Annotated in this window: 16 protein-coding genes; 8 read left to right on the top strand and 8 right to left on the bottom strand. The window is 62.6% G+C overall.

The window, feature by feature from the left end; genetic code table 11:
• The first annotated feature begins 254 nt into the window (after nucleotides 1-254).
• From DQ405_RS18570 to DQ405_RS18590, 5 genes are all read left to right on the top strand, one after another.
• Nucleotides 255-2471 (top strand): TonB-dependent receptor domain-containing protein, encoded by a 2217-nt coding sequence (locus tag DQ405_RS18570; RefSeq protein ID WP_168425558.1) that lies wholly within the window; start codon nucleotides 255-257, stop codon nucleotides 2469-2471.
• Between the two features lie 150 nt (nucleotides 2472-2621).
• Entirely contained in the window at nucleotides 2622-3215 is a 594-nt protein-coding gene (locus DQ405_RS18575; protein WP_168425559.1) for a PepSY-associated TM helix domain-containing protein, read from the top strand.
• Nucleotides 3216-3224: 9 nt separating this feature from the next.
• Nucleotides 3225-3734, top strand: a complete 510-nt coding sequence (locus DQ405_RS18580) for a DUF2271 domain-containing protein (protein WP_168425560.1) — start codon at nucleotides 3225-3227, stop codon at nucleotides 3732-3734.
• Between the two features lie 14 nt (nucleotides 3735-3748).
• Complete coding sequence (locus tag DQ405_RS18585) at nucleotides 3749-4621, top strand: DUF4198 domain-containing protein (protein ID WP_168425561.1); 873 nt, start codon at nucleotides 3749-3751, stop codon at nucleotides 4619-4621.
• A 166-nt stretch (nucleotides 4622-4787) separates the two neighbouring features.
• Nucleotides 4788-6347 carry a sulfite reductase subunit alpha gene (locus DQ405_RS18590; RefSeq protein ID WP_168425562.1) on the top strand — a complete coding sequence of 520 codons (1560 nt, stop codon included), beginning with the start codon at nucleotides 4788-4790 and terminating at the stop codon, nucleotides 6345-6347.
• 212 nt (nucleotides 6348-6559) lie between these two features.
• Here DQ405_RS18590 and DQ405_RS18595 read toward each other — a convergent pair whose 3' ends face one another.
• Nucleotides 6560-7723 (bottom strand): type III PLP-dependent enzyme, encoded by a 1164-nt coding sequence (locus DQ405_RS18595; protein ID WP_168425563.1) that lies wholly within the window; start codon nucleotides 7721-7723, stop codon nucleotides 6560-6562.
• 52 nt (nucleotides 7724-7775) lie between these two features.
• Nucleotides 7776-7919: a hypothetical protein gene (locus tag DQ405_RS18600; RefSeq protein WP_168425564.1), complete on the bottom strand. Its 144-nt coding sequence runs from the start codon at nucleotides 7917-7919 to the stop codon at nucleotides 7776-7778.
• A 323-nt stretch (nucleotides 7920-8242) separates the two neighbouring features.
• Between DQ405_RS18600 and DQ405_RS18605 the strand changes: the two genes are divergently transcribed.
• Nucleotides 8243-9826, top strand: coding sequence for a peptide chain release factor 3 (locus DQ405_RS18605; RefSeq protein ID WP_168425565.1), 1584 nt, complete (start codon nucleotides 8243-8245; stop codon nucleotides 9824-9826).
• A 198-nt stretch (nucleotides 9827-10024) separates the two neighbouring features.
• Nucleotides 10025-10477 (top strand): REP-associated tyrosine transposase, encoded by a 453-nt coding sequence (locus DQ405_RS18610; RefSeq protein ID WP_168425566.1) that lies wholly within the window; start codon nucleotides 10025-10027, stop codon nucleotides 10475-10477.
• A 375-nt stretch (nucleotides 10478-10852) separates the two neighbouring features.
• Here DQ405_RS18610 and DQ405_RS18615 read toward each other — a convergent pair whose 3' ends face one another.
• From DQ405_RS18615 to ptsP, 6 genes are all read right to left on the bottom strand, one after another.
• Nucleotides 10853-13192, bottom strand: a complete 2340-nt coding sequence (locus tag DQ405_RS18615) for an ExeM/NucH family extracellular endonuclease (protein ID WP_168425567.1) — start codon at nucleotides 13190-13192, stop codon at nucleotides 10853-10855.
• A gap of 18 nt (nucleotides 13193-13210) precedes the next feature.
• Complete coding sequence (locus tag DQ405_RS18620) at nucleotides 13211-14791, bottom strand: alkaline phosphatase D family protein (RefSeq protein ID WP_168425568.1); 1581 nt, start codon at nucleotides 14789-14791, stop codon at nucleotides 13211-13213.
• Nucleotides 14792-14972: 181 nt separating this feature from the next.
• A complete protein-coding gene (locus DQ405_RS18625; RefSeq protein WP_168425569.1) occupies nucleotides 14973-17378 on the bottom strand; it encodes a membrane-bound PQQ-dependent dehydrogenase, glucose/quinate/shikimate family in 2406 nt (801 codons plus the stop codon).
• Nucleotides 17379-17498: 120 nt separating this feature from the next.
• Entirely contained in the window at nucleotides 17499-19238 is a 1740-nt protein-coding gene (locus DQ405_RS18630; RefSeq protein ID WP_168425570.1) for a fructose-specific PTS transporter subunit EIIC, read from the bottom strand.
• 20 nt (nucleotides 19239-19258) lie between these two features.
• Complete coding sequence (pfkB, locus tag DQ405_RS18635) at nucleotides 19259-20197, bottom strand: 1-phosphofructokinase (RefSeq protein WP_168425571.1); 939 nt, start codon at nucleotides 20195-20197, stop codon at nucleotides 19259-19261.
• A complete protein-coding gene (ptsP, locus tag DQ405_RS18640) occupies nucleotides 20197-23079 on the bottom strand; it encodes a phosphoenolpyruvate--protein phosphotransferase (protein WP_168425572.1) in 2883 nt (960 codons plus the stop codon). Before ptsP ends, pfkB begins: the two co-directional genes overlap by 1 nt.
• 180 nt (nucleotides 23080-23259) lie before the next feature.
• Between ptsP and cra the strand changes: the two genes are divergently transcribed.
• Complete coding sequence (cra, locus tag DQ405_RS18645; protein WP_168425573.1) at nucleotides 23260-24249, top strand: catabolite repressor/activator; 990 nt, start codon at nucleotides 23260-23262, stop codon at nucleotides 24247-24249.
• Nucleotides 24250-24413: the final 164 nt, after the last annotated feature.

Here is a 24413-nt window from a genome sequence, read left to right on the forward strand (position 1 = left end):
CGCATTGCGCGCGGAGACTCGCCACCCAGGCGCGACGCCCGCCATCCACGCTCGCTACAGCCTGAAATCGCTCCGCAGCCCCGCCAGAACACAATCGCAACAAATTGACACATAACCGCAACGCCTGGCCCGTCCGGGCATCGAGGCGTTCCAACGCGGTTGTTCATGAAATTCTGATGCGAATCATGTTTAGCTGCGGGCGAGAATCACTATCATGCGGGCTGCGAATAATTCTTGATAGTAAGGAGCCATGGATGTACGCCCCCTTCGCCCGCACCGCGCTCGCCAGCGCCGTATTAGTTTTTAGCCTCGATGTCATCGCAGCTGATCCTGTCACGCTAAGCGACACCGTTGTCAGCGCCTCGGGTTTCGAACAGAAAATTACCGAGGCGCCAGCCAGCATCAGCGTGATCAGCCAAGAAGATCTGCAGCAGAATCGCTATAGCAACTTGGCGCAGGCGATTGACGGGGTCGAGGGCGTGGATATCCGGCAAAGCACTGGCAAGACAGGCGGCCTCAATATCAGCATTCGCGGCATGCCCAGCGAATACACCCTGATTCTGATCGACGGCCGCCGACAAAACCCTGCCGGCAGCGTTACCCCGAACGGCTTTGGCGATACATCCACTAGCTTCATGCCGCCGATGTCAGCCATCGAGCGAATTGAAGTGATCCGCGGCCCAATGTCTACCCTGTACGGTTCGGACGCAATGGGCGGCGTGGTCAATATCATCACCAAGAAGGTCGCGTCCGAATGGGGCGCCTCCATCAGCCTGGACCATACTTTCCAGGAAGATAGTAGTTACGGAGACTCCAGCAACACCAGCTTTTACACCAGTGGTCCGCTGATAGACGACTTGGCCGGGCTGACCCTTCGCGGCAGTCTGTACGACCGGGACGCATCCGATCTCACGTTCGACAACAACACCGAGGTCACCAAGCGAGGTGCCTCACCGGTGGAGGGTCGCAACTACAATATCGGTGGCCGCCTGAGCCTTACTCCTCATGAAGACCATGATTTCTATCTGGACCTCGAACGTGGCCGCCAGGCCTACAACAACGATGAATGTCAGCTAGGCACGCTCGATGGCAGGGATAGAAATTGCGCCGATTCACCCGGCACGGCAAACGGCTACGCGGACGAGCTTCGCTTCGAGCGCGACCAGTTCGCATTGGGCCATAACGCGCGCCTGAATTTCGGCACGCTCGAAAGCAGCGTGACCCACAACACCACCGAAACCATCGGCCGCACCATTGCCGGAACCGTTGGTGTTCCCTACGCACCGCCTTACGCCTCGATTGTTGGCGGTGGCGACCGTGAGCTCGAATCCACCGACCTGATATTCGATACGAAACTGGTAGCGCCGCTTGGCGACGCTCATCTGCTTTCGGTTGGCGGTCAGTATTGGGACGCTGAGTTGACTGACGGCATCGCCGGTGAAGACTTCCAGCAGACCTCCTGGGCGCTGTTCGTAGAGGATGAGTGGCGTCTGCGCGACGATTTGGCTCTGACCTTGGGTGCCCGTTACGAAGATCACGAGGCGTTCGGCGGCCATGTCAGCCCGCGTGCTTATCTGGTCTGGAACACCACCGATAGCTGGACCATGAAAGGCGGCGTTAGCAAGGGTTACCGAACGCCAAGCCTCAACCAGCTGCACGACGGCATCAATGGCGTCACCGGTCAGGGCACCATCCTGACCATCGGCAGCCCGAATCTTGAACCAGAGGAAACAACCAACACCGAGCTGGGCGTCTACTACGACAACCTCGTCGGCTTCAATGCCAACGCCACGCTCTTCCATAACGACTTCAAGGACAAGATCGATACCGGCACGCCAGTTCCGAACTGCTTTTCTGCGGCCAATCCGAACCAGCCGGGCTGCGTCGGCTATGGCAGCGGTTTTACCCAAGACAGCTTTGCCCAAGAGATCAACATCGGCGAAGCCGAAACCCAAGGCCTGGAGCTGGCGGCCAGCTGGGAATTCGCGCCGCGCTGGACGCTAAGCGGTAACTACACCTACAGCGATAGCGAACAGAAAAGCGGTGCCAACAAGGGTGCTCCCCTGACCAATACCCCCGAACATATGGCCCACGCGCGGCTGAACTGGAACGCCAGCGACCGCCTGACACTGTGGCTTAAGGGCGAATACCGCGGAGAACGAACCCGATTCACCGACACATTCGCAAACCTCGCCGCAGACGACCAGGCGCTGCAGAATCAGGTTGGCGACCTCGAGGCTTATAAAGTATTTCACCTCGGCGGCTCATTCCGCGCCTCGGAGAACCTGACCCTCAACGCGACTATCTATAACCTGTTCAACAAGGACTTCCTCGAAGGCGATTACTACACCGACAGTGCTGGCGACACCCAATGGGCATCCAGCTACGCTCACATTTCTCGAGGCGCGGCCGGGGCAGGCACCATCGAAGAAGGCCGCCGTCTCTGGCTTTCGGCGAACATCACGTTCTGATCAGCTCGTACACGGCAAAAGACGTACCCGTCTTTTGCCGTGGCTATCCCAGCGCCAAACGCGAATGTATGTCGTCTGTAAATTCCTAGCATCCGCGCGCACCCCGCCTTTAGAATCCTGCCATCCATCCCCTCGCTTTCAAGGACCACCATGCACCTTTGGCTCGGCACCCTGCGCCAATGGCACTGGATCAGCTCCGCGCTGTGCCTGGTCGGTATGCTGCTGTTCGCCGTGACAGGCATCACGCTCAATCATGCGGCACAAATCGAGGCGAGCCCTCAGGTAATCGAACGTCAGGCCCGGCTTCCCGAAGCACTGCAGCGCGAACTGCAGGCTCAACCACCCGAAGCGGGTATGCCGGAACCCCTGCGCATCTGGCTTGAAAGCGAACTGGAAATCGACCTCACCGAGCGCGATGCCGAGTGGACTGACGGCGAACTCTATGTCGCGCTGCCCCGCCCCGGCGGTGATGCCTGGCTGAGCCTCGAACTGGAAAGCGGTGAGCTGCTCTACGAATTCACCGATCGCGGCTGGATCTCCTACCTCAATGATCTGCACAAGGGCCGAAATACCGGCGTCGCCTGGAACTGGTTCATCGACATCTTCGCCGGGGCCTGCGTGGTCTTCAGCCTCACCGGCCTGCTTCTGCTGCAGCGCCACGCGGCCGGCCGCCCGACCACCTGGCCACTGGTGGGCCTGGGGTTGGTGGTGCCGGTGCTGCTGGCCCTGCTGTTCATTCATTAAGGATCTGCAATGCGAAAAACCCTGCTGTTGCCCCTCGCCCTGCTCAGCGCACCGCTGATGGCGGCCGACCTGCAAGTCTCCGTCGAAATTCCTCGATTGCAGGTCGCCGAGTACCACCGCCCTTACGTCGCGCTCTGGCTGGAACGTCCGGATCAGAGCCATGCTGCCAACCTGGCGGTGTGGTACGACCTGAAATTGAAGGATCAGGAAGGCGAAAAATGGCTCAAGGATATGCGCCAGTGGTGGCGGCGCAGCGGCCGTAGCCTGGAGATGCCGGTGGACGGCGTCAGCTCGGCCACCCGCGCGGTGGGCAGCCACACGCTGAAGTTCGACGACACCCAGGCACCGCTGAAAGACCTGCCCGCTGGCGAATACCGGCTGGTGGTCGAAGCCGCTCGTGAAGTCGGTGGCCGCGAGTTGCTGCGGGTGCCCTTCAGCTGGCCAGCAACCACTCAACAGACGCATAAGGCTCAGGGCGAAAGCGAACTGGGTGCCATCTCCGTCACTGTTAATCCCTGAATAAGGAAGCCGACATGAAACCGATGATCAAATGGACCGCGCTGGCACTTGCCGTCTGCCTGCCTCTTTCTGCCCAGGCGCACCGCGCTTGGATGCTGCCATCCGCGACCGTGCTTTCCGGCGAAGACCCGTGGATCACCGTCGATGCGGCGGTTTCCAACGACTTGTTCTACTTCGAACATTTCCCGCTGCGCCTCAAGGGCATCGGCAATCTCGATAACGCCCCTGCCGGCGGCCCGCCGGGCATGCGTCGTCCAGTGCCGGAACTGCAGCTGATCGCGCCGGACGGCTCTCAGCTCAAGGCCGAAAACGGCAATCTGGGCCGCTACCGCAGCACCTTCGACCTGCACCTGCCCCAGAAAGGCACCTACAAGCTGGCCGTTGCCAACGACGGGTTGTTCGCCAGTTGGAAAGAGAATGGTGAAACACGCCGCTGGATGGGCAGCCCGGACAGCTTCGCCAAGGATGTGCCAGCCGAGGCGGACAACCTGAAAGTGAGCCAGAACAGCAGCCGCATGGAAGTCTTCGTGACCTCCGGCAATCCCACCGAGACAGTGCTGAAAACCACTGGCAAAGGACTTGAGTTGGCACCGGTCACCCACCCCAACGACCTGTTCGCCGGCGAAACCGCAGACTTCGCCTTCCTGCTCGATGGCAAGCCCGCCGCTGGCGTCGAGATCAGCGTGATTCCAGGCGGCAATCGTTATCGCGACCAGTTGGGCGAGATCAAGGCGACAACCGACGCGCAAGGCAAGGTCGGCATAACCTGGCCGGAAGCCGGCATGTACTGGCTGGAGGCCGAGCTGAAAACGGATAAAGGCGTGAGTAAGCCTGCCACCGAACGTCGCGCCAGCTACAGCGCCACGCTGGAAGTACTGCCGCAGTAAGAGAGCAAGAATCGCAGCGGTGAAGGTAGGCTGCCGCTGCACTTTCTCGACCATGGCATAACACAAGACTGAACGTATCCGTGCTCGCGGCCATGGCGAGCATTTGGCGCATCGATTGGATGTTTTGCCCAACTACCGCTTCGCCCACTGCAGGAGACGGTCGACCTTGTTTCGCTTCCGCGCGCTCGCGCGCTATGCCCCGCTGCTGGCGTGCCTGGTGCTCGCCGCGCTGCTGTTCAGGTGGCAGCCCCCGCGGGAAGTCTCTGCGCTACTGATCGTCATCGCCTATCTCGGTGTATGCCTGGCCATCTGGCATCGCCATCGAGCGGATGCCGCCACTTCGACTCGGCCCAGTGCCGACACCCTACTGATCGCCTATGCCAGCCAGGGCGGGCAAGCCCGCGAACTGGCCGAGCGCAGCGCCGAACAGCTTCGCACTGCAGGTGTGGCGGTCGAAGTGCTGCCATTGAACGCGCTTGGTCAGACGGCACTCGCGAGACAGCGCCGCGTACTCTTCATCGTCAGCAGTTATGGCGAAGGCGAAGCGCCGGACAACGCGGCTCACTTCGAGCGACGACTGTCGAATGTGAATGTCGATCTTTCCGCGTTGGAATTCGCCCTGCTCGCTCTCGGTGACCGTCAATACCGCCGCTTCTGCGGCTTTGGCCGGCGACTCGATACCCGACTACGCGAGCTCGGCGCCATGCCGCTGTTCGATCGCCTGGAAGTCGACCGTAACGATGCCGGTGTGTTGCGCCACTGGCAGCAGCAGCTCGGTCACATCAGTGGTCGCAGCGACTTCACCGACTGGCAGCCGGTGCCGTACCAGCATTGGCACCTTGATCTGCGTGAATGTTTAAACCCCGGCAGTCAGGGTGCGCCGGTGTTTCATTTGGGTTTGAGCGCACACCACGGCACACACGACTGGCGCGCCGGGGACATCGCAGAGATCGGCCCGCGCCATTCGCTGGCCGCGATGGACGCGCTGCTGCGACGCCTGGGTCATGAGCCGCAGGCGTCAATCGCCCATCACACGCTCGCCGAAGCGCTGTCCATGCGACGGCTGCCCGAAGAAACCACGCTACGCGGGCTTGATGTCGACGGGCTAGTAACACTTCCGCTTTTGCCGCATCGCGAGTACTCCATCGCCTCGGTTCCCGCTGATGGCCAGCTGCAACTCCTTGTTCGCGAAGCGCGACATGCCGACGGTCGTCTGGGAATAGGTTCTGGTTGGCTCTGCCACCATGCCGCAACCGGGCAGCAGATCGATCTACGGGTACGCAGCAATCCGAGCTTCCACGGGCCCGCTGCCGACACGCCGATGATCCTGATCGGCAACGGGACCGGTCTTGCTGGGCTGCGCGCCCATCTGCGCGAGCGCGCCGGCACGCCGGGCTCCGTAAACTGGCTGCTGTTTGGCGAGCGCAGCGCAAAGCACGATCACTTCTTTCGTGACGAGCTACAGGGCTGGCTGCAATCGGGCCATTTGCAGCGGTTGGACCTGGCGTTTTCCCGCGATCAGCCGGAGAAGATCTATGTACAGCACCTACTGCGCGATGCGGCCGATGAATTGCGGCGTTGGGTCGATGCAGGCGCCGCGCTTTATATCTGTGGCAGCCTCGAAGGCATGGGGCGCGAAGTGCAGCAGATCCTTGCCGGCACACTCGGTGAAGAGCGGTTGCAGCAGCTGACGGAACAAGGTCTCTATAAACGGGATCTGTACTGACCCTGGCTCACCGGTGACCGTAACGCTGTCCAGCTCCATCGGTGTTGCGCTATTGGTCGCCTCTGCAGCGATACTGGCACCCGCCCAGGAGGCGACAGCGACGCCAATGGTCGATGCCAGCAGGCGACGCTGCGGCTAAAGCGGGTCGTGCGAACGTCAACGTGATGAATAGAAAAACCCGCCGAAGCGGGTTTTTCCAAGCCTAATGACTCTTAGATGTAAAAGGCCTTCAGCGGCGGGAAGCCGTTGAACTCCACCGCGCTGTAACTGGTGGTGTAGGCACCGGTGGAGAGCCAGTACATACGGTCGCCGATGGCCAGGTTCAACGGCAGGCCGTACTTGTAATTCTCGTACATGATGTCGGCGCTGTCGCAGGTCGGGCCAGCGATGACCACCTCTTCCATCTCGCCCTTCTTCTCGGTCCAGATCGGGAACTTGATGGCTTCGCCCATGGTTTCGATGAGACCGGAGAACATGCCCACATCGGTGTAGACCCAACGCTCGACGGCGGTCCGCGACTTGCGTGCCACCAGCACCACTTCGCTGACCAGAATGCCCGAGTTGGCGATCAGCGAGCGGCCCGGTTCGAGGATGATTTCCGGCAGGTCGTCACCGAAGTCTTCCTTGAGGAAGCGGATGATTTCCTCGGCGTAGGTCTCCAGGCTGTTGGTGCGGGTGATGTAGTTGGCCGGGAAGCCGCCACCCATGTTGATCATCTTCAGTTCGATGCCATCTTCTTCTTTCAGGCGCTCGAAGATCACCTTGACCTTGGCGATCGCGGCGTCCCATACGGAGATGTCGCGCTGCTGGGAACCCACGTGGAAGGAGATGCCGTAGGGCTCTAGCTTCAACTGGCGCGCCAGGATCAGCAGATCCATCGCCATATCGGTCTGGCAGCCGAACTTGCGCGAAAGCGGCCAGTCAGCCGTAGTCGAACCTTCGGTGAGAATCCGCACATAGACTTTCGAACCCGGTGCGGCCTTGGCGATGTTGCGCAGGTCGGCTTCCGAGTCGGTGGCGAACATACGCACACCCTTGTCGTAGAAGTAGCGGATGTCCTTGGCTTTCTTGATGGTGTTGCCGTAGCTGATGCGCTCCGGGCCAACGCCGCGGGACATGACTTTGTCCAGCTCGTAGATCGAGGCGATGTCGAAGTTCGAGCCCTTGTCACGCAACAGGTCGATGATCTCGACCGCCGGATTGGCCTTGACCGCGTAGTAGACCTTGGCGAACTCGAAACCGGCGCGCAGCTCGTCGTACGCCTTGTCGATGGTCTGGGTATCAATGACCACGAACGGCGTTTCGTGCTGGTCAGCGAAATCCTTCATCTTCTGGAAAGTGGGACGGGAATAGTAGTCTTCGATCTTGATCGACATGCATGGCTCCAAATCGGGAAAACGTAAAGTCGGATTAGGGGTGAACGCCTGATCAGTTTCCCCACTTTGGTTCGCCTACTTCCCAAGGCATGTCGCCGAGCATCACGGCCAGGTCCACGGCAACTGCCGCAGCGGTCTGGTGAAAATCGTGATCTCTCGTCGTCAGTACTTGAGCCGGATGGATCGTTGCCAGCATGGACGTTCGGGCGCGAACTTTAGAACCACAGCTGATTGAGATCAACGAAAAATCCGCGCTCACTCCTTTTTTTGACCATTCGGCAAACCTACCGTATTCAAACCGACCGATATGACGCGGGGATGTTCCTCAAGCAAGGCGGACGGACGCCGGTCAGAGCCCCCGATGCTCGCTCGATCACCACGCCCTTCTGCGACCCAACGGGCCCTTTGAAAAACGGGTGCCCCCGACACGACGGGTGCCTCCGGCTATTGCCATCGCTCCCACGGCATTGCGCTATAATCGCCGGCTTTTTCCGACACGCTTTCTATACCGGGACCGCCATGACCTCTCAGGCCGCCGAAGTCGCGAAGCGCCGCACCTTCGCCATCATTTCCCACCCCGATGCGGGCAAGACCACCATCACCGAAAAGCTGCTGCTGATGGGCAAGGCCATTGCCGTGGCCGGTACCGTGAAGTCGCGTAAATCCGACCGCCACGCGACCTCCGACTGGATGGAAATGGAAAAGCAGCGCGGCATCTCCATCACCACCTCGGTGATGCAGTTTCCCTACCGCGAGCACATGATCAACCTGCTCGACACCCCCGGCCACGAAGACTTCTCGGAAGATACCTACCGCACTCTGACTGCAGTGGACTCGGCGCTGATGGTCCTCGACGGCGGTAAAGGTGTCGAGCCGCGCACCATCGCCCTGATGGACGTCTGCCGCCTGCGTGACACGCCCATCGTCAGCTTCATCAACAAGCTCGACCGGGACATTCGCGACCCCATCGAACTGCTCGACGAGATCGAGGCGGTGCTGAAGATCAAGGCCGCGCCGATCACCTGGCCGATCGGCTGCTACCGCGACTTCAAAGGCGTGTACCACCTCAAGGACGACTACATCATCGTCTACACGCCAGGCCACGGGCATGAGCGCACCGACGTCAAGATCATCCAGAACCTGGATTCCGACGAGGCGCGCAAGCACATCGGCGACGAGTACGACCGCTTCGTCGAACAGCTGGAGCTGGTCCAGGGCGCCTGCCACGAGTTCGACCAGGACGAGTTCATCCAGGGCCAGCTGACCCCGGTGTTCTTCGGCACCGCGCTAGGCAACTTCGGTGTGGATCACGTACTCGATGCGGTCGTTGACTGGGCGCCGCGCCCGCTGCCACGCGCCGCAAACGAGCGGGTGGTCGAGCCGGTCGAAGACAAGTTCACCGGTTTCGTCTTCAAGATCCAGGCGAACATGGATCCCAAGCATCGCGACCGCATCGCTTTCATGCGCATCTGCTCGGGCAAGTACGAGAAAGGTATGAAGCTGCGCCATGCGCGCATCGGCAAAGACATCCGCATCGCCGATGCCCTGACCTTCTTCTCCAGCGAGCGTGAGCAACTGGAAGAAGCCTGGGCTGGGGACATCATCGGCCTGCACAACCACGGCACCATCCAGATCGGCGACACCTTCACCGAAGGCGAGAACCTCGGTTTCACCGGCATTCCGCACTTCGCGCCGGAACTGTTTCGCCGCGTACGTCTGAAGGATCCGCTGAAATCCAAGCAGCTGCGCCAAGGCCTGCAGGAACTGGCCGAGGAAGGCGCCACCCAGGTCTTCTTCCCCGAGCGCAACAACGACATCATCCTCGGCGCGGTCGGCGTGCTGCAGTTCGACGTCGTCGCCAGCCGGCTGAAAGAGGAATACAAGGTCGAGTGCGCCTACGAGGCGATCAACGTCTGGTCGGCTCGCTGGATCGAGTGCGACAACGAGAAGAAGCTCAAGGAGTTCAGCGACAAGGCCTATGAAAACCTGGCGATCGATGGCGGCGGGCACCTGACCTACCTCGCACCGACACGGGTGAATCTGGCACTGATGGAAGAGCGCTGGCCGGAAGTGAAGTTCAGGGCTACGCGGGAACATCACTAAGCGACGGACGGAGCGGCAATCGCGAGCAGCTTTTTGTAGGAGCGAGCTTGCTCGCGAACCGTCCCAAAAAGCTTCGCCAGCAAGCTGGCTCCTACAAAGCAACGACACCCCGTGGGAGGCCTGCTCGCGAATCTCGCCAGCAGCCGCAAGCGCGGCACTGGGACACAAGTTCGGTATGAATCGGAAGGACGCAACGGAATGCGCTTTCACGGACGCGATTTACGCAAAGGGCGAGTCAACCTACCCGACCAAACCTATGTACTAACCTGTGTGACGCTGGGCCGAGCCGCAGCATTTGGCGAGTGGCCGGCAGCGTCGTTGCTGGCGCAAGAGATTCATCAGACTGGACAATCGGACGCGATTCAGTCCCTGGCCTGGGTAGTAATGCCCGACCATCTGCACTGGCTTGTGCAGTTGAAAACCGGCTCGTTGAATCAGCTGATGCAGCGCCTAAAATCGCGGAGCGCAATCTCCTTGAACAGACTCCACGGCACACACGGGGCAATCTGGCAAAAGGGGTATCACGACCGTGCCATTCGCAATGAGGAAGACCTGCGCGACGTAGCGCGCTACATCGTAGCGAACCCGTTGCGGGCCGGGCTGGTCAAGCGCATCGGCGACTATCCGTTCTGGGATGCGACTTGGTTATGATGATGCTCATCCTCAAGAGCTTCGCCAGCAAGCTGGTCCTACTTGAGCAACAACCACCTCGCCCGTAGGAGCGAGCTTGCTCGCGAATCGCCCTGAAAGCTTCGCCAGCAAGCTGGCTCCTACAAAAAGCACGCGCGGACAGGGTTCGATCCCTCGAAGCAATGCCTTTGGGAGAAACAACACGGTCGAAGCAACCTAGACCCGTAGGAGCCAGCTTGCTGGCGATCCTGGGCATTCCCGACAACCGCAGAATGCTAGGAAGACAGCCGATCGCCAGCGAGCTCGCTCCTACAAAAAACAGCGTGCGCCCTCTTAGGAGCGAGCTTGCTCGCGAACTGCTTCATGTCACGACGCTCAGCAGAGGTCCTGCCGAACCTACCGTCCCAAATCCACCCCAATCACCAACGGATCATGATCCGACGCCCGGTAAGGCTCGGCGCTGTACATCAAGCTCTGCTGGCGTGGCGTCTTGAACTCCAGGTTGTAGTCCAGCACACGCGGTTCGTCGGCGTTGATGTGCCATTCGGTGGCGCCCTTGATCTGTGGCGTCAGGCTGGCGCTGGCGAGGCTGTGGTCGAGGTAGCCCGATTCGCCAGAGAATACGTACGAGTAGGCTTTGCCATCACCGAAGCGCGCCAGCAGATCGGTATAGCCCGCCGCGCGGATGACGTTGATCGGATCTTCCTTGGCGTAGGCGTTCAGGTCGCCAATGATCAGCAGGTCCGGATCGTAGGACCGGGTCGGATCGCGACCCAGCCAGTCGACCAGTGCCTGGGCCGCGCGTACGCGAGTCAGGTTGCAGTTGCCCTGGCCGTCGCCCACATCCTTGTCGCCACGATCATCGCAACTCGAGCCCTTGGATTTCAGGTGGTTGACCGCCACGGTCAGCCGCTCGCCGCTACGCCGCTCGCGGAAGGTCTGCGCCAGCGCCGGGCGGTTACGGGTGTCGTCGAAACGTGGATCGACGGATGCGTCCAGCACCGCCGCAGCCTTGTGCGGGCTGACCATGTCCTGGCGGTAGATCAGGCCGACGGCAATTGCGTCTGTGCCTAACCGGCTGCGGCGCGGGTCGATGAAGGCGTAGCGGTCCCGGTTCGGTGAAGCGGCGTTGAGTCCGGCCACCAGATCGGCGATGGCGCTGTTCTCACCGTAGCCATCGTTCTCGATTTCCATAAGCCCTATGATGTGGGCATCGGCGCCGAGTATCGCCGCGATGATCTTGTCGCGCTGGCGGTTGAATTCCTCGACGGTATCGGCGCCCCGCGAGGTCGGGAAACCGGCCCCACGACCGTCGCCGTTGAAGTAGTTGAGTACGTTGAAACTCGCCACACGCAGTCGCCCATCAATGGACGCGGGCGATCTCGGCCGGGGGTTTTTCGGCACGAACTGCGGCGTCTGCGTGGGCTGCACCCGATAGCTACCGGCCAGGTAGTGCAAGACGCCCTGCACCTCGTTGACCTCGTAACCAACCCGCAACGTGCGGTAGGCGTCGAGCTCCGGTGAGGGATAGCGAACCGGATCGGGGTTTTGCCCGCTGCGACCGTCATCAAGGACGATTCGGTTGAGATTGTTCTGCGCCTGCAGCTGCCGAGCCGGCTCGCCGGGCGAAACCTTGTTCGTGGGAATCCACAGCCGTCCGCCAGACGACAACACGACCTCACCGTAACGGCCCAGATTGTAGACCTCGCTGACGGTCAGGGTCTGGGCGAAACGCACCTGCATGCCCTCGTAGCGTTCCAGCGCATCAGGAGCGGAAACCGGCAAGCTGATCTGCGTCACGGCCGGCAGCGGCTGGGCGCGTGCCAGCACGCTGACCTGAGGCAAGGTCAGCTCGGTAAGACCGTTGTGTTCGGCAACTGTCCCGCTGACCTGGACGCGATCACCAACCTGCACGTCCGTTCCCTTGCCGGCGTCATAGACGTACAACCCTTCTGAGGTCAACGCGTCGTTGTCCGTCTCGCTGTCCGGTGCCTGGATAAAGAAACCGCCCAGCTCGCCCGCACCCTGGAAGTCGGCAACCACGATGCCTTCGACGATGACGCGCTGATCCACCAGCGGACTGACATCGTTGCGACCTTGCACCTCGGCAATCGAGCGGCGCCCCGCATCGCCACCGCCCGGCTCACCTTCACCACCGTATTGGCCGAGATAGGCAAAAGTGTTGACGGCGTAACCCTGCCACTCGGTCGATGGATCGAACGCGTCTTGCGGGTTGCGATCGCCGGTTCGGATCGATGTTCTGCGGGTCAGCGTGCGATCAGCAGTCTGCGTTTGCCCCACGCCCCACGCACTGCCCGGATCGATGCCGAGCTGGCCGATGCTATCCAGAACCTCACCGGACGGCCCGCGCAACACGATGGCATCGTCGCCGTTGTACCAACTGCCGCTGCCGCGCTGGTTCGCCGTGGCTTGCAACGCGGGGTCGCCGCTTTCGTGCGCCAGGACAAGCACGCCACCCGGTGCCACTTCGCCCGCCAGACTGATGCTTCGGCCGCTGGCGGTCGACCCATTGAAGTAGAAGTCGACCCGGTACCCGTCGAGGGAAATCGCCGTCTCGCCAACGTTATAGAACTCCAGCGCCTTGTTATTGCCGCTGCCCTCCACATATTCGGAAATCAGCAGGTCGGCCGCAGCCATTGAGCTCGCGCCCAACGAGGCGATTGCCAGCAAGGCGGCAGACAGGGGGTGCGGTTTGAATCGGACGTTGCGGCGCATGGCTATCGCTCCGTTCTCTCAGGCGTGCTGGGGTTCGAGGGTTCTGGAAAAGACCGAGGTGCCATCGATGTCGCGAAGGGTGACGCTCAAGGTGCCGCTGCGGGAGTCGATTTCGACTTCACCAAAAAACTGAAAACCGGCATAGGGCGATGCGTTGGCGGTCGGGGGCGCCTTCTGAAAGACCACTTGCGGACCGAAGGTGGCGTCCAGCGGGTTGGGACCAAAGCTACCCGCATTCAGCGGCCCGGCGACGAATTCCCAGAACGGATCGAAATCCTGGAAGACTGCGCGGTTGGGATGGTAATGGTGCGCCGCGCAATAGTGCACATCGGCGGTGAGCCACAGGGTGTTGCGCACCCGGTGGCGGCGAAGGAAGCCGAGCAGATCGGCGATCTCCAGCTCGCGCCCTGCTGCCGGACCGTCCTGCCCATTGGCGATCGCCTCCCAGCGCGCCCGGCCGGCCGCATCGGTGCCATCCGGAACGTGCAGGCCGATGGGCATGTCGGCAGCGATGACTTTCCAGGTGGCGCGTGAGCGGCGCAGTTCGCGTTTGAGCCAGGCCAGCTGCTCGGCACCGAGGAAAGCGGTCTCGGGGCCCTGTTCCGATTGCAGGTTATGGGTGTTGGGGCCGCGGTAGCTGCGCATGTCCAGCACGAACACATCCAGCTGCGGGCCGTAGGCAATCTTGCGGTAGACCCGACCGGACGCATCCCGGCCAACCAGGCGCATGGGTGCGTACTCGAGAAACGCCTGGCGACCACGACGCGCCAGCAATTCAATGTCCTTGACCTGATAGCGATCGTCCAGCTGCTTGTCCGGCGACCAGTTGTTAGTCACCTCATGATCGTCCCATTGCCAGATCTGCGGCACCTCGGCGTTGAATTGGCGCAGGTTGTGGTCGAGCAGGTTGTAGCGGTAGTTGCCGCGAAACTCGTCCAGCGTCTCGGCGACCTTGGTTTTGGCTTCGGTGACGATGTTGCGCCAGAGGCGCCCGTCCTCGGCCGTCACTTCAGCCTGGATGACGCCGTCGGCGTAGATGGCATCGCCACTCTGGATGAAGAAGTCCGGACGGCGCTGGCGCATCGCTTCATAGATGCGCATGCCGCCGAAATCCGCGTTGATGCCCCAACCCTGGCCGCAGGTATCGCCGCCCCAGACGAAACGGATATCCCGCGCTCGCCTGGGTGCAGTGCGCAGATGGCCCATCCAGGGTTCGCTGCGGACATGATCGCCAGCATCCTCGAAATAGGCCCGGTAGAAGATCGATTGATCCGATGGCAGCCCTCGCAGATCGAGGCGCGCCGTGTAGTCGAGCCGTTCATCCGTAACGGGTGAGATCATCCGTCGGGCATTGCCGAACCCGCTGGTGGTATCCCATTCCACGACCAGCCGTGCCGGCCGATCACAGCGGCTCCAGATCACGGCGCGGTCGGCCAGCACGTCGCCGGATTGGACCCCGTCAGTGATCCAGGGACGCGCAGTAGGCGCCGCGATGATCGCCGGCGATACGCCAATGGCTGGCAGCGCCAGGCCCGCGCCGATGCCTTGAACGAGGCGGCGGCGTGTCTGGTCCAGTTCGGCTTTGGTTGATCTGGTCATGTTCGGTCCCCTTCATCAGTGACTGAAGAAGGGTTTAAGCGACACGCTTGACAGAACCGTGACGCACCGACGAGTGGTAGTCAGGAAAACGTCTTGGTGAACCTCGAATTTTTCACCGCTGCAGACAACGGGAAAGGCGTCGCTGGGAGCGACGCCTTTGCTCAGCGGAGCGTTCTTGCCGCTATTGCTCGTCCTCAAGCGTCCAGGCAATCACCGAGTCGCCGATCTTGGTGCCGAACGACCCATGACCGCCCGCCACCTGCACCACGTACTGTTTGCCGGTTTGCTCCGAGACGTAAGTCATCGGCGTGGCCTGACCGCCCGCGGGCAACCGCCCTTTCCATAGCTCCTCACCGGTCTGCAGGTCATAGGCGCGCAGGTAGTAGTCCAAGGTTCCGCTCATGAAGGCCACCCCGCCGGCCGTGACGATCGGACCGCCCAGGGCCGGCGTACCCACCGGGAAGGGAATGCCCAGCGGTGCACTGTCGCGGCTGGTGCCGTTCTTGTGCATCCAGACCTTCTTCATGGTGCGCAGGTCGACGGCGGTGACATAACCCCACGGCGGGCTCTGGCAAGGCAGGCCCAGCACCGACAGGAAGGGTTTCAGACTCACCATATACGGCGCGCCAAGGTTGGGTTGCAGTCCTGTCTCGCCACCCCCGGTGCGCGCCTCGGGATCGACCCCGCTGCGCTTGAACATCTGCGAGACGAATGCCAGGTAGTTCGGCGCGCCGAACAGCAGCTGGCGGCTGGGGTCGACCGCCACGGACGGCCAGTTGAACGTGCCCACGTTGCCCGGGTAGATCAGCGAACCCTTTTCCGACGGCGGGGTGAAGTCGCCCTCGTAACGCAGTTTGCGGAACTGAATGCGGCACATCATCTGATCCAGCGGCGTGCCGCCCCACATGTCGCGTTCGTACAACGGCTCTTCAGGTGCATAGCTGAGCGCGGAAACCGGCTGAGTGGGCGCGGTGAAGTCACCGTAGTCGGTGCCCTGCGGAACAGGTATTTCCTCGACTGGCACGATGGGCTCGCCGGTGCGGCGGTCCAGCACATAGAGGTCGCCACGCTTGGTCGCCTGGATGATCGCCGGTACCTTGCCTTCCGGCCGGTCGATATCCACCAGCGTTGGCTGAGAGGGCAGGTCGCGGTCCCAGAGGTCGTGGTGCACGGTCTGGAATTCCCAGCGCACCTTGCCGGTCGCCAGGTCCAGCGCGATAAGGGCATCGGTGAAGCGCTCGGTCTGTGCCGTGCGGTCAATCGCCCATTGGTCCGGCGTTTGATTGCCGGAAGGGATGTAGACCAGGCCCAGCGCCTCGTCAGCCGTCGCCACGGTCCAGGAATTCGGCGTACTGCGCACGTAGGTTTCGCCCAATGGCAACGGCTCGGTAGCGTCCGGATTGCCCGGATCGAAATTCCACACCAGGCGGCCAGTCTTCACGTCGTAGGCGCGAATGACGCCGCCGGGAGAATCCACGGCACCATTGTCGGTGACCGAGCCGCCCACGATCACCAGCTTCTCGGTTACGACGGGTGGCGAGGTCGGCAGGTAAATGCCCAATGCGCCCTCACCCAGGCGCAACTTCAGATCGACAACACCGGCCTCGCCGAAATCCTCGCAGGGTTTGCCATCTTCTACATCGAGCGCGATCAACGTGGCGTCGTTGGTGGGCAGAAACAGCCGACGCACGCAACGTGCGGTTGGTTGGTTCGGCTGGCCGTCTGCCGAACCCGGAGAGGAATAACGGGTGCCGTCGTGGAAGGCCAGGCCGCGGCAGGTCATGTGTTGGTAGTACGCGGCATCGCGATTGATGCTCGGGTCGAAGCGCCAGCGTTCCTCACCGGTGTCGGCATCCAGGGCGATAGCGATGCTGTGTGGTGTGCAGATGAACAGGCTATTGCCAACCTTGAGCGGCGTTACCTCGTAAGTGAATTCGCCTGGATCGTTCGGGCCCGGCAAATCACCCGTGTGGTACTCCCAGGCTTTCTTCAGCTTGCCCACGTTTTCAGGGGTGATCAGAGCAGCCGTCGAATACCGATCGCCCTGCTCTGACCCGCCGTAGGAAGGCCACTCGCTGTTCGAGCGACCAGCCTGCCCCTGCGGATCGAGACCCTGCATCTGCGCGTCGCTGAACGCCCCCTTGATCGAGTGGTAATCCTGGGTCAGCGAGAACCCCGCCATCAAGGCCCCGGCCAGCAGACCGAGCCCGAGCAGGCCGCTGGCGCCGTCACGCCAGACAAGCCGGTCGCTCACGCAGCGATTGACGAAGGGCAGGATCAGCCAGAGGCCGAGGATGCACCAGAGATCAATCCGTGGCGCCAGCTGCCACCAGTCGAAACGGACCTCATAGATCGACCAGGCCAGGGTCGCCAGCAGCAACACGGCGTACAGCCAGATAGCCGCGCGACGCCGGGCGAACAGCAGACCGGCGACAACAAGCAGTCCGATACCCGCGGCCAGGTAGTACCAGGACCCGCCTAATATCGCGAGATAGCCACCGCCGACCGTCATGAGTACACCCAACACCAGCACGACAATGGCGGTCAGGGTGATACGCAAGGGACGCGGCCCGTATTCGATGCTCATCTGCAGTCTCCAACCGACTCGTTTCAAGGCAACCTGCGGCGAAACCTTCTGAAACAAACTCCCACCCGCTATCAGTGGATACGGTCGCGGGGCCTTAGTTCAGCCTTTTCAGGCAGATGCTCAGGCGACGGCCCCGACGGCAAGCGGTTGCGCCTCGGATTTCTTGATCACGGCGTAGATCACCCCGGTGAGCAGGCTGCCGGCCAGGATCGCCAGCAAATACAACAGCGCGTGATTGATGGCGTTGGGAATCAGCAGCACGAACAGCCCTCCGTGGGGCGCCAACAGCTTCGCGCCGAAGGCCATGGACAACGCGCCGGTCAGGGCACCGCCGGCGATGCTCGCCGGGATCACCCGCAGCGGGTCCTTGGCAGCGAACGGAATGGCACCTTCGGAAATGAAGCAGCAACCCAGCACCAGCGCCGCCTTGCCGGCTTCCCGTTCGGTCTGGGCGAACTTGCGTCGGGCGATAATCGTCGCAATGCCCATGCCGATCGGCGGCACCATGCCCGCCGCCATGGTCGCGGCCATCGGCGCGTAGCTCTGCGACGCCAGCAGGCCCACCGAGAATGCATAGGCCGCCTTGTTCACCGGCCCGCCGAGGTCGACGCACATCATGGTGCCGAGTAGCAGCCCGAGCAGGATGGCGTTGGAGGTGCCCATGGTGTCGAGGAATCCGGTGAGTCCGGCGAGCATTTTCGCCACCGGCGTGCCAACCACGTAGATCATCACCAGGCCGGTGAACAGGCTGGCCAGCAGCGGGATGATCAGAATCGGCTTGAGCGATTCGACGCTGGCCGGCAAGGGAATCCAGCGATTGATGGCCTTGGCCGCGTAGCCCGCGACGAAGCCGGCGATGATCCCGCCAATGAAGCCCGCGCCGAGGGTGCCGGCCAGCAAACCGCCGATCATGCCCGGCGCAAGGCCTGGCCGGTCAGCAATCGAGTAAGCGATGTAGCCCGCCAGCAACGGCACCATCAGCTGGAAGGCTGTTTCCCCGCCGATCTTCATCAAGGCGGCAGCCAGGGTGCCCTCCTCCTTGAACGCCTCGATGCCGAACACGAACGACAGCGCGATCAGCAACCCGCCGGCGACCACCATTGGCAGCATGTAGGACACGCCGGTGAGCAGGTGCTTGTAGACCCCCGTTTTCTCACCCTTCTGCTCGCCATTTGCACTGGTTGCCGCTGCATTACCGCTGAGCACTGCACCCTCTTCCAGCGCGCGATCCAGCGTCGCCTCGGGTTGCTTGAGCGCAACGCCGGTGCCGCAACGGAACACCCGCTTACCGGCGAAACGGGAGACGTCCACCTCGATATCCGCGGCCAGCAGCACCACGTCAGCCTCTTCGATGGCCTGGGGTTCGAGTACGTTGCGTGCGCCCACCGAGCCGCGGGTTTCCACCTGCAGATCGTAACCTTTGCGAATGGCGGCCTGCTGCAAGGCTTCAGCCGCCATGAAGGTATGTGCAACACCGGTCGGGCAGGCCGTGATAGCCACCAGCTTGGGCTTGCCGCTGGTGTGAGCGGCATCGGCGTCATCAGCCTCGTGCAGCTCGGTCGCCGTATCGGCGGCACTGCGCAGGAAGCCTTCAGGATCGAGCAGGGCTTCGGACGGCGTCGATTGCACGACGCGCTTGCCGACGAAGCGCTGCAACGACAGCGGCCCGGTTTTCACCACAACGACCAGACCGGCGTTAGCAATCTGCGCGGGTGTCAGCGGCGAACCGATGGCCTTGGGATCGTGGACTTCCACGGCAGTCGACCATCCCAGACGATGGGCGGCCGCTTCAAGCAGGCGTGACGTCAGCACGCTGGTGACCATTCCGTTGGGGCAGGCCGTGACGATGAGAAGATTCATTCTTTCACCTCTTATTCGAATTATTGGCTGAGCAACTGCAGGCGCACCGCAGCTTCAAGCTCGGCGAGTCCATCCGTGTCGGTGATGCCGAAGCCGACCTGCCCAACCGCCTGCGCGGCGATGGCGGTGGCGTGTGTGAGCGTGCGCTCAGCCGGCCAGCCTTCCAGCAGGCCGTGAAGCATCCCGGCCAGCAACGAGTCCCCTGCGCCAACGGTGCTGACCACCCGAACCTTGGGCGGATTGGCATGCAGTGCCGCGCTCGGCGAAAACCAGCTGACGCCGTCAGCGCCCTGCGAAACCACCACATGCTCAATGCCTTCAGCCTGCAAGCGCCAAGCCTCACGGGCTAGCGCCTCTGGCTCGACAAACTCGATGCCGCGCGCCTCGGCCAGCTCTTCTTCGTTGGGCTTGATCAGCCAGGGCGCGGTTGCCAGCCCCTCACGCAGCGCCGGGCCACTGGTGTCCAGCGCCACGCGTGCGCCAAGTCCCTTGAACGCTTGTAGCAGCTCAACGAACCACTCGCTGTCGACGCCGCGCGGCAGGCTGCCGGCCACCACCACCAGCTCATGCGCCGGGGCCAGCCGCTTGATGCGCTCCAGCAGTTCGCTACGGTGCGCATCACCGACCACAAGTCCAGGGCCGTTGATATCGGTGACCTGCCCGTCCGCCTCGGCCAGTTTGATGTTGCTGCGGGTTTCGCCCGCGACGCGGACGAACTCATCGGCGAAACCACGTGTGGCGAACAACTGCTCAAAGGCGTGCGGATTGGCCTCTCCGAGGAACCCGGTGACGGTCAGCTGGTGGCCGAGGTCGGCCAACACCTGGGCCACGTTGAGACCTTTGCCCGCAGCATGAACCTGCAGGCTTTCGCCGCGGTTGACCTCACCCAGGCGCAGCGATGGCAGCTGCACGGTCAAATCAAGCGCGGGATTGAGCGTGACGGTCAGGACGCGGGCCATCAGCAATGCTCCCCGACGAAGGCACGCACTTCATGGGCACCGGGCAGCATCAAGGCTTGCTGAGCCAATTGTTGGCAGGCGGCGAAATCCAGCTCGCGCACCCGTGCCTTGACCAGCGCGATGCTGCGTGCCGACACACTCAATTCGTCGACGCCCAGGCCCACCAGCATCGGCACCGCCAACGCATCGGCGGCCAGCTCACCGCAAACACCGACCCACTTGCCGTGCGCATGCGCCGCCTCGACCGTCATGCCAATCAGCCGCAATACCGCCGGGTGCAGCCCATCGGCCTGACCGGACAGGCTCGGGTGGCCGCGGTCGATGGCCAGGGTGTACTGGGTGAGGTCATTGGTGCCGATGCTGAAGAAATCGACTTCCTGCGCCAGCACCGGCGCGATCAACGCGGCGGACGGGATCTCGATCATGATTCCGATCTGTAAATCGGCCACGGGCAGGTCAACACGCAGACGATCGACCATGGCCTTGGCGGTGCGCCACTCATCGATGTTACCGACCATGGGGAACATGATTCGCAGCGGTCGCCCATCGGCCGACGCGAGCAAGGCACGCAGCTGGGTTTCGAGAATGTCCGGGCGCTGCAGGCTCAGGCGAATCCCGCGCACGCCGAGGAAAGGGTTTTCCTCGGCGGGCATCGGCCAATACGGCAGCGGCTTGTCGCCGCCGACGTCCAGCGTGCGCACCACCAGCGGCCGCCCTTCGAGCGCTTCCAGCACACGGCGGTACTCCGCTTCCTGGGTCGCCTGGTCCGGCGCCTGGGTGTGGTTCATGAACACCAGTTCGGTACGCAGCAGGCCGATGCCTTCGGCGCCCATCGCCACCGCTTCGGGGGTTTCGCCGGCTGCGCCGATGTTGGCAGCGATTTCCACCGGATGGCCGTCGCGAGTCATTGCCGGTTCCATCCGTCGCTCATCGGCCAAGCGCTTGCGTTGCTCGCGCGTGTCGCGTTCGCTTCTTGCCTGTTCCAACTGCGTCGCAGTCGGCGAAACCAGTAGTTCGCCGCGCTCGCCATCGAGCAACAACAAGGTGTTTCGCGCCAACCCGAGCACACCCGGCCCGGCGCCAACGATGGCCGGAATACCCAGTGCGCGGGCGATGATGGCGCTGTGTGAAGTGGCGCCACCGCCTGCGGTCAGGATGCCCGCCACGCGCTGGGCATTGAGCGTGGCAACGTCCGAAGGCGCCACCTCATCCATCACCAGGATGTAGGGTTCGTCCGGTGCCTGCTCGGCTTCGATGCCGGTCAAACAGGCCAACACGCGGCGACCCACGTCACGCAGGTCGGCGGCACGCTCGGCCAGTAGCTTGTCATGCAGGGATTCCTGCTGCTGCGCCGCGCTCTCGATTTCCTCCATCCAGGCCGCTTCGGCGCTCAAGCCTTTTTGCAGGCGAACCTGCACTTCCTCGCGCAGCGCCGGATCACGGAGCATGGCCTGATGGGTGGTGAAGATGTCGCGAATGCTTTCGACCTGGCTTTCCCTGATCAGCACGCCGATTTCGCTATGCACACGATCCAGCGCCGCATCCAGACGTTGCAATTCAATCGCCGGCGACTTGCCCCGCTTGGGGTAATCGATCACCTGCGGCTTGCGCACCAGTACCGGGCCGATGGCGATGCCGGGCGACGCCGCAATCCCGTTCACCTGATCACCAGCGCGCAATGCGGCCTGCTCGATGGCCGACTCATCTGGCTGCGCTGCGATGAACGGTTGCTCCGCGCCCTCACCCTGGGCAGGCAAGGGCTCGACTTGTTCGCCCAGCCCCTCTTCCACAGCACGTACCAGCGCCGGCAGTGCATCGCCAGCAATTGAAGGCTCGGCGATAAACTCGAGCAGCTGACCGCGATGCGCGCCCATCGCCAGCAATTTGCTCAGGCTCTTGACCGACACCCCCGCGCTTTCACTACCGGCCAGGCGCACGCGAATCTCGCCATCGAAGGCTTGCGCGACCTCGGTCAACGTCTTCGCCGGGCGCGCATGCAAACCATGGGCGTTGGCCAGCGGCACCTGGGCGCTCGGCCAGTCTGCCGGCACCTCACCGCCCAAGGCTTCGAGTACCACACGACTGGATGTCGCCTGGCTCAGCTCCTGCCCGCGTCCTTCGATCAACAGATTGCACAAGCGCTCGAGCATGGCTTGATGCGCCTCGCCCAGGCTGGCCAGCACGAACAGCCCGTTTAGCGGCTGGCCCAGATGTTCAAGGTTCGAGGCCGGCGTGACGAACGCCAGCCCCGGGCTCTGCACCGACTGCTCGCTACTGAGCCACCAAAGACCGTCACCCAGCGGCAGCGCCTGGCTCAGCGGCAGGCTGGCATTGAAGCCAGGCTCCACGCATTGCGCGCGCTTGAGCAGTTTGACGCCCTGCCAGGCCAGCTCGTCGAAGTCGTCGGCGGCGACGCCCAGCCCCACCAGCTCGCCGTCCAGCGCCAGCGCCTGCGGCGCGCCTTGCAGCAGCTCAATGATCACTTCGGCGGACTCCGCCTTCTGCAGCGCCTCGCTCAGATCGCCCTCGCCCAGCGCTCGGGTCAGCAACTGCAGCAGGCGCAGATGCTCATCCGAACGCGCGGCAATGCCGATCGCAAGATAGACCTGCTGGCCGTTGCCCCAATCGACTCCATTAGGGAAGTGCAGCAGCCGGACGCCAGTGGTGAACACCTGATCGCGGGTCTCCGGCGTCCCGTGGGGAATGGCAATACCTTGTCCCAGAAAGGTCGAACCCTGCGCTTCCCGCGCGCGCAGCCCGTCGAGGTAACCGGGCGCCACCAGCCCGTCGGCAACCAGCACCTCGCCCAGCAGGGCCAAGGCCGCGGGCTTGTCCGCCGCGGCCTGATGCATGTGGATATGCTGGGCATTCAACTCAAGCATGGAGAACTCCTTGCGGGCTCGCGATTGTTTATGTCGGCTGAGGCGCCGACACGGCCCGAATCCTGGGCTGGCGCTTATGACCGAATAGCTGCTGAAACGTTTCACCAAAGGCTGGCACATTACGCAATATTGGGTAATTCTAGAAGCCCGAGTTCATACCACCCGTCTCAGGACCCTCTGTTGAAACTGACCGACATCGCCCGCCTCGCCAACGTTTCAGTGACCACCGCCAGCTACGTCCTCAACGGCAAGGCCGCGCAGCGACGGATCAGCCAGGCGACGGTCGAGCGAGTCATGTCTGTGGCCGAACAGCAAGGCTTTCAGCTCGATCAACAAGCCGCTGGTCTGCGCCGCGGACAGTCGCGCACGCTCGGTTTCATCGTCCCGGACCTGGAAAACCCCAGCTACGCACGCCTGGCCAAACTGCTCGAGCAACGTGCCCGCCAGCGCGGTTACCAGCTGCTGATCGCAGGCTCCGATGACGAGCCGGACACCGAGCGCCAAGTCATTCAGATGCTGCGCTCGCGCCGCTGCGATGCACTGATCGTCGCCAGTTGTCTGCCGCCGGACGACGGGAGCTACCTCAAGGTCCAGGCGGGCGGGACGCCGGTGATCGCCCTCGACCGCGCGCTGGATGCCGGGCACTTCTGCTCGGTCATCAGCGATGACGGTGAAGCGGCGGCGCGGCTGACCCGCTCGCTGAACATCCCAGCCGACGCGCACATTGCGCTGATCAGCGCACGGCCGGGCCTGCATATCAGCCAGCAGCGTGAGGAAGGCTTTCGCCAAGCGCTTGCTCAGCATCAGGGAAAGATCAGCGTGTTACAGGCCGATCAGTTCAGCCGCACCGGTGGCCGCGAGCAAATGCTCGCCCTGCTCGACCACGGGCCGATGCCCGATGCACTGATTACCACCGCTTACGTGTTGCTCGAGGGCGTCTTCGATGCGCTGCGCGAGCGCGACCTGCTGTGGCCCGAAGCACTGCGCCTGGCCACCTTTGGTGATGCGCAGCTGTTGGATTTTCTGCCGATCCGGGTCAACGCGATTTCCCAGCAGCACGAGCAGATCGCGGAACGGGTGCTGGAGCAGGCGATCCGGGCCATCGAGCAGGGCGATTACCGTCCCGGTGTGCTGGCCATCGAACGCGAACTCAAGGTACGACGGCTCTGAACGCCCTGCCCCTTGCGGGCACTGGCGCACTGACGGAAGCTTATGGCCTGTTTGGCTTGATCGGTTTCCGCATCCATGGCGCCGATTCGGTGTTGCCGCTCCTTGCCTCGAACCACGAGCATCCGAACTGAGTGCATTCACCCGCCGCACAGACCATTTGCCTT

Source organism: Pseudomonas sp. SST3, assembly GCF_003325755.1.

Bases quoted from the DNA above. Each gene is read 5' to 3' on its own strand.
- DQ405_RS18570 (WP_168425558.1), top strand. From the start codon at position 255: ATGTACGCCCCCTTCGCCCGCACCGCGCTCGCCAGCGCCGTATTAGTT.
- DQ405_RS18575 (WP_168425559.1), top strand. From the start codon at position 2,622: ATGCACCTTTGGCTCGGCACCCTGCGCCAATGGCACTGGATCAGCTCC.
- DQ405_RS18580 (WP_168425560.1), top strand. From the start codon at position 3,225: ATGCGAAAAACCCTGCTGTTGCCCCTCGCCCTGCTCAGCGCACCGCTG.
- DQ405_RS18585 (WP_168425561.1), top strand. From the start codon at position 3,749: ATGAAACCGATGATCAAATGGACCGCGCTGGCACTTGCCGTCTGCCTG.
- DQ405_RS18595 (WP_168425563.1), bottom strand. From the start codon at position 7,723: ATGTCGATCAAGATCGAAGACTACTATTCCCGTCCCACTTTCCAGAAG.
- DQ405_RS18600 (WP_168425564.1), bottom strand. From the start codon at position 7,919: ATGCTGGCAACGATCCATCCGGCTCAAGTACTGACGACGAGAGATCAC.
- DQ405_RS18605 (WP_168425565.1), top strand. From the start codon at position 8,243: ATGACCTCTCAGGCCGCCGAAGTCGCGAAGCGCCGCACCTTCGCCATC.
- DQ405_RS18610 (WP_168425566.1), top strand. From the start codon at position 10,025: ATGCGCTTTCACGGACGCGATTTACGCAAAGGGCGAGTCAACCTACCC.
- DQ405_RS18615 (WP_168425567.1), bottom strand. From the start codon at position 13,192: ATGCGCCGCAACGTCCGATTCAAACCGCACCCCCTGTCTGCCGCCTTG.
- DQ405_RS18620 (WP_168425568.1), bottom strand. From the start codon at position 14,791: ATGACCAGATCAACCAAAGCCGAACTGGACCAGACACGCCGCCGCCTC.
- DQ405_RS18625 (WP_168425569.1), bottom strand. From the start codon at position 17,378: ATGAGCATCGAATACGGGCCGCGTCCCTTGCGTATCACCCTGACCGCC.
- DQ405_RS18630 (WP_168425570.1), bottom strand. From the start codon at position 19,238: ATGAATCTTCTCATCGTCACGGCCTGCCCCAACGGAATGGTCACCAGC.
- pfkB (WP_168425571.1), bottom strand. From the start codon at position 20,197: ATGGCCCGCGTCCTGACCGTCACGCTCAATCCCGCGCTTGATTTGACC.
- ptsP (WP_168425572.1), bottom strand. From the start codon at position 23,079: ATGCTTGAGTTGAATGCCCAGCATATCCACATGCATCAGGCCGCGGCG.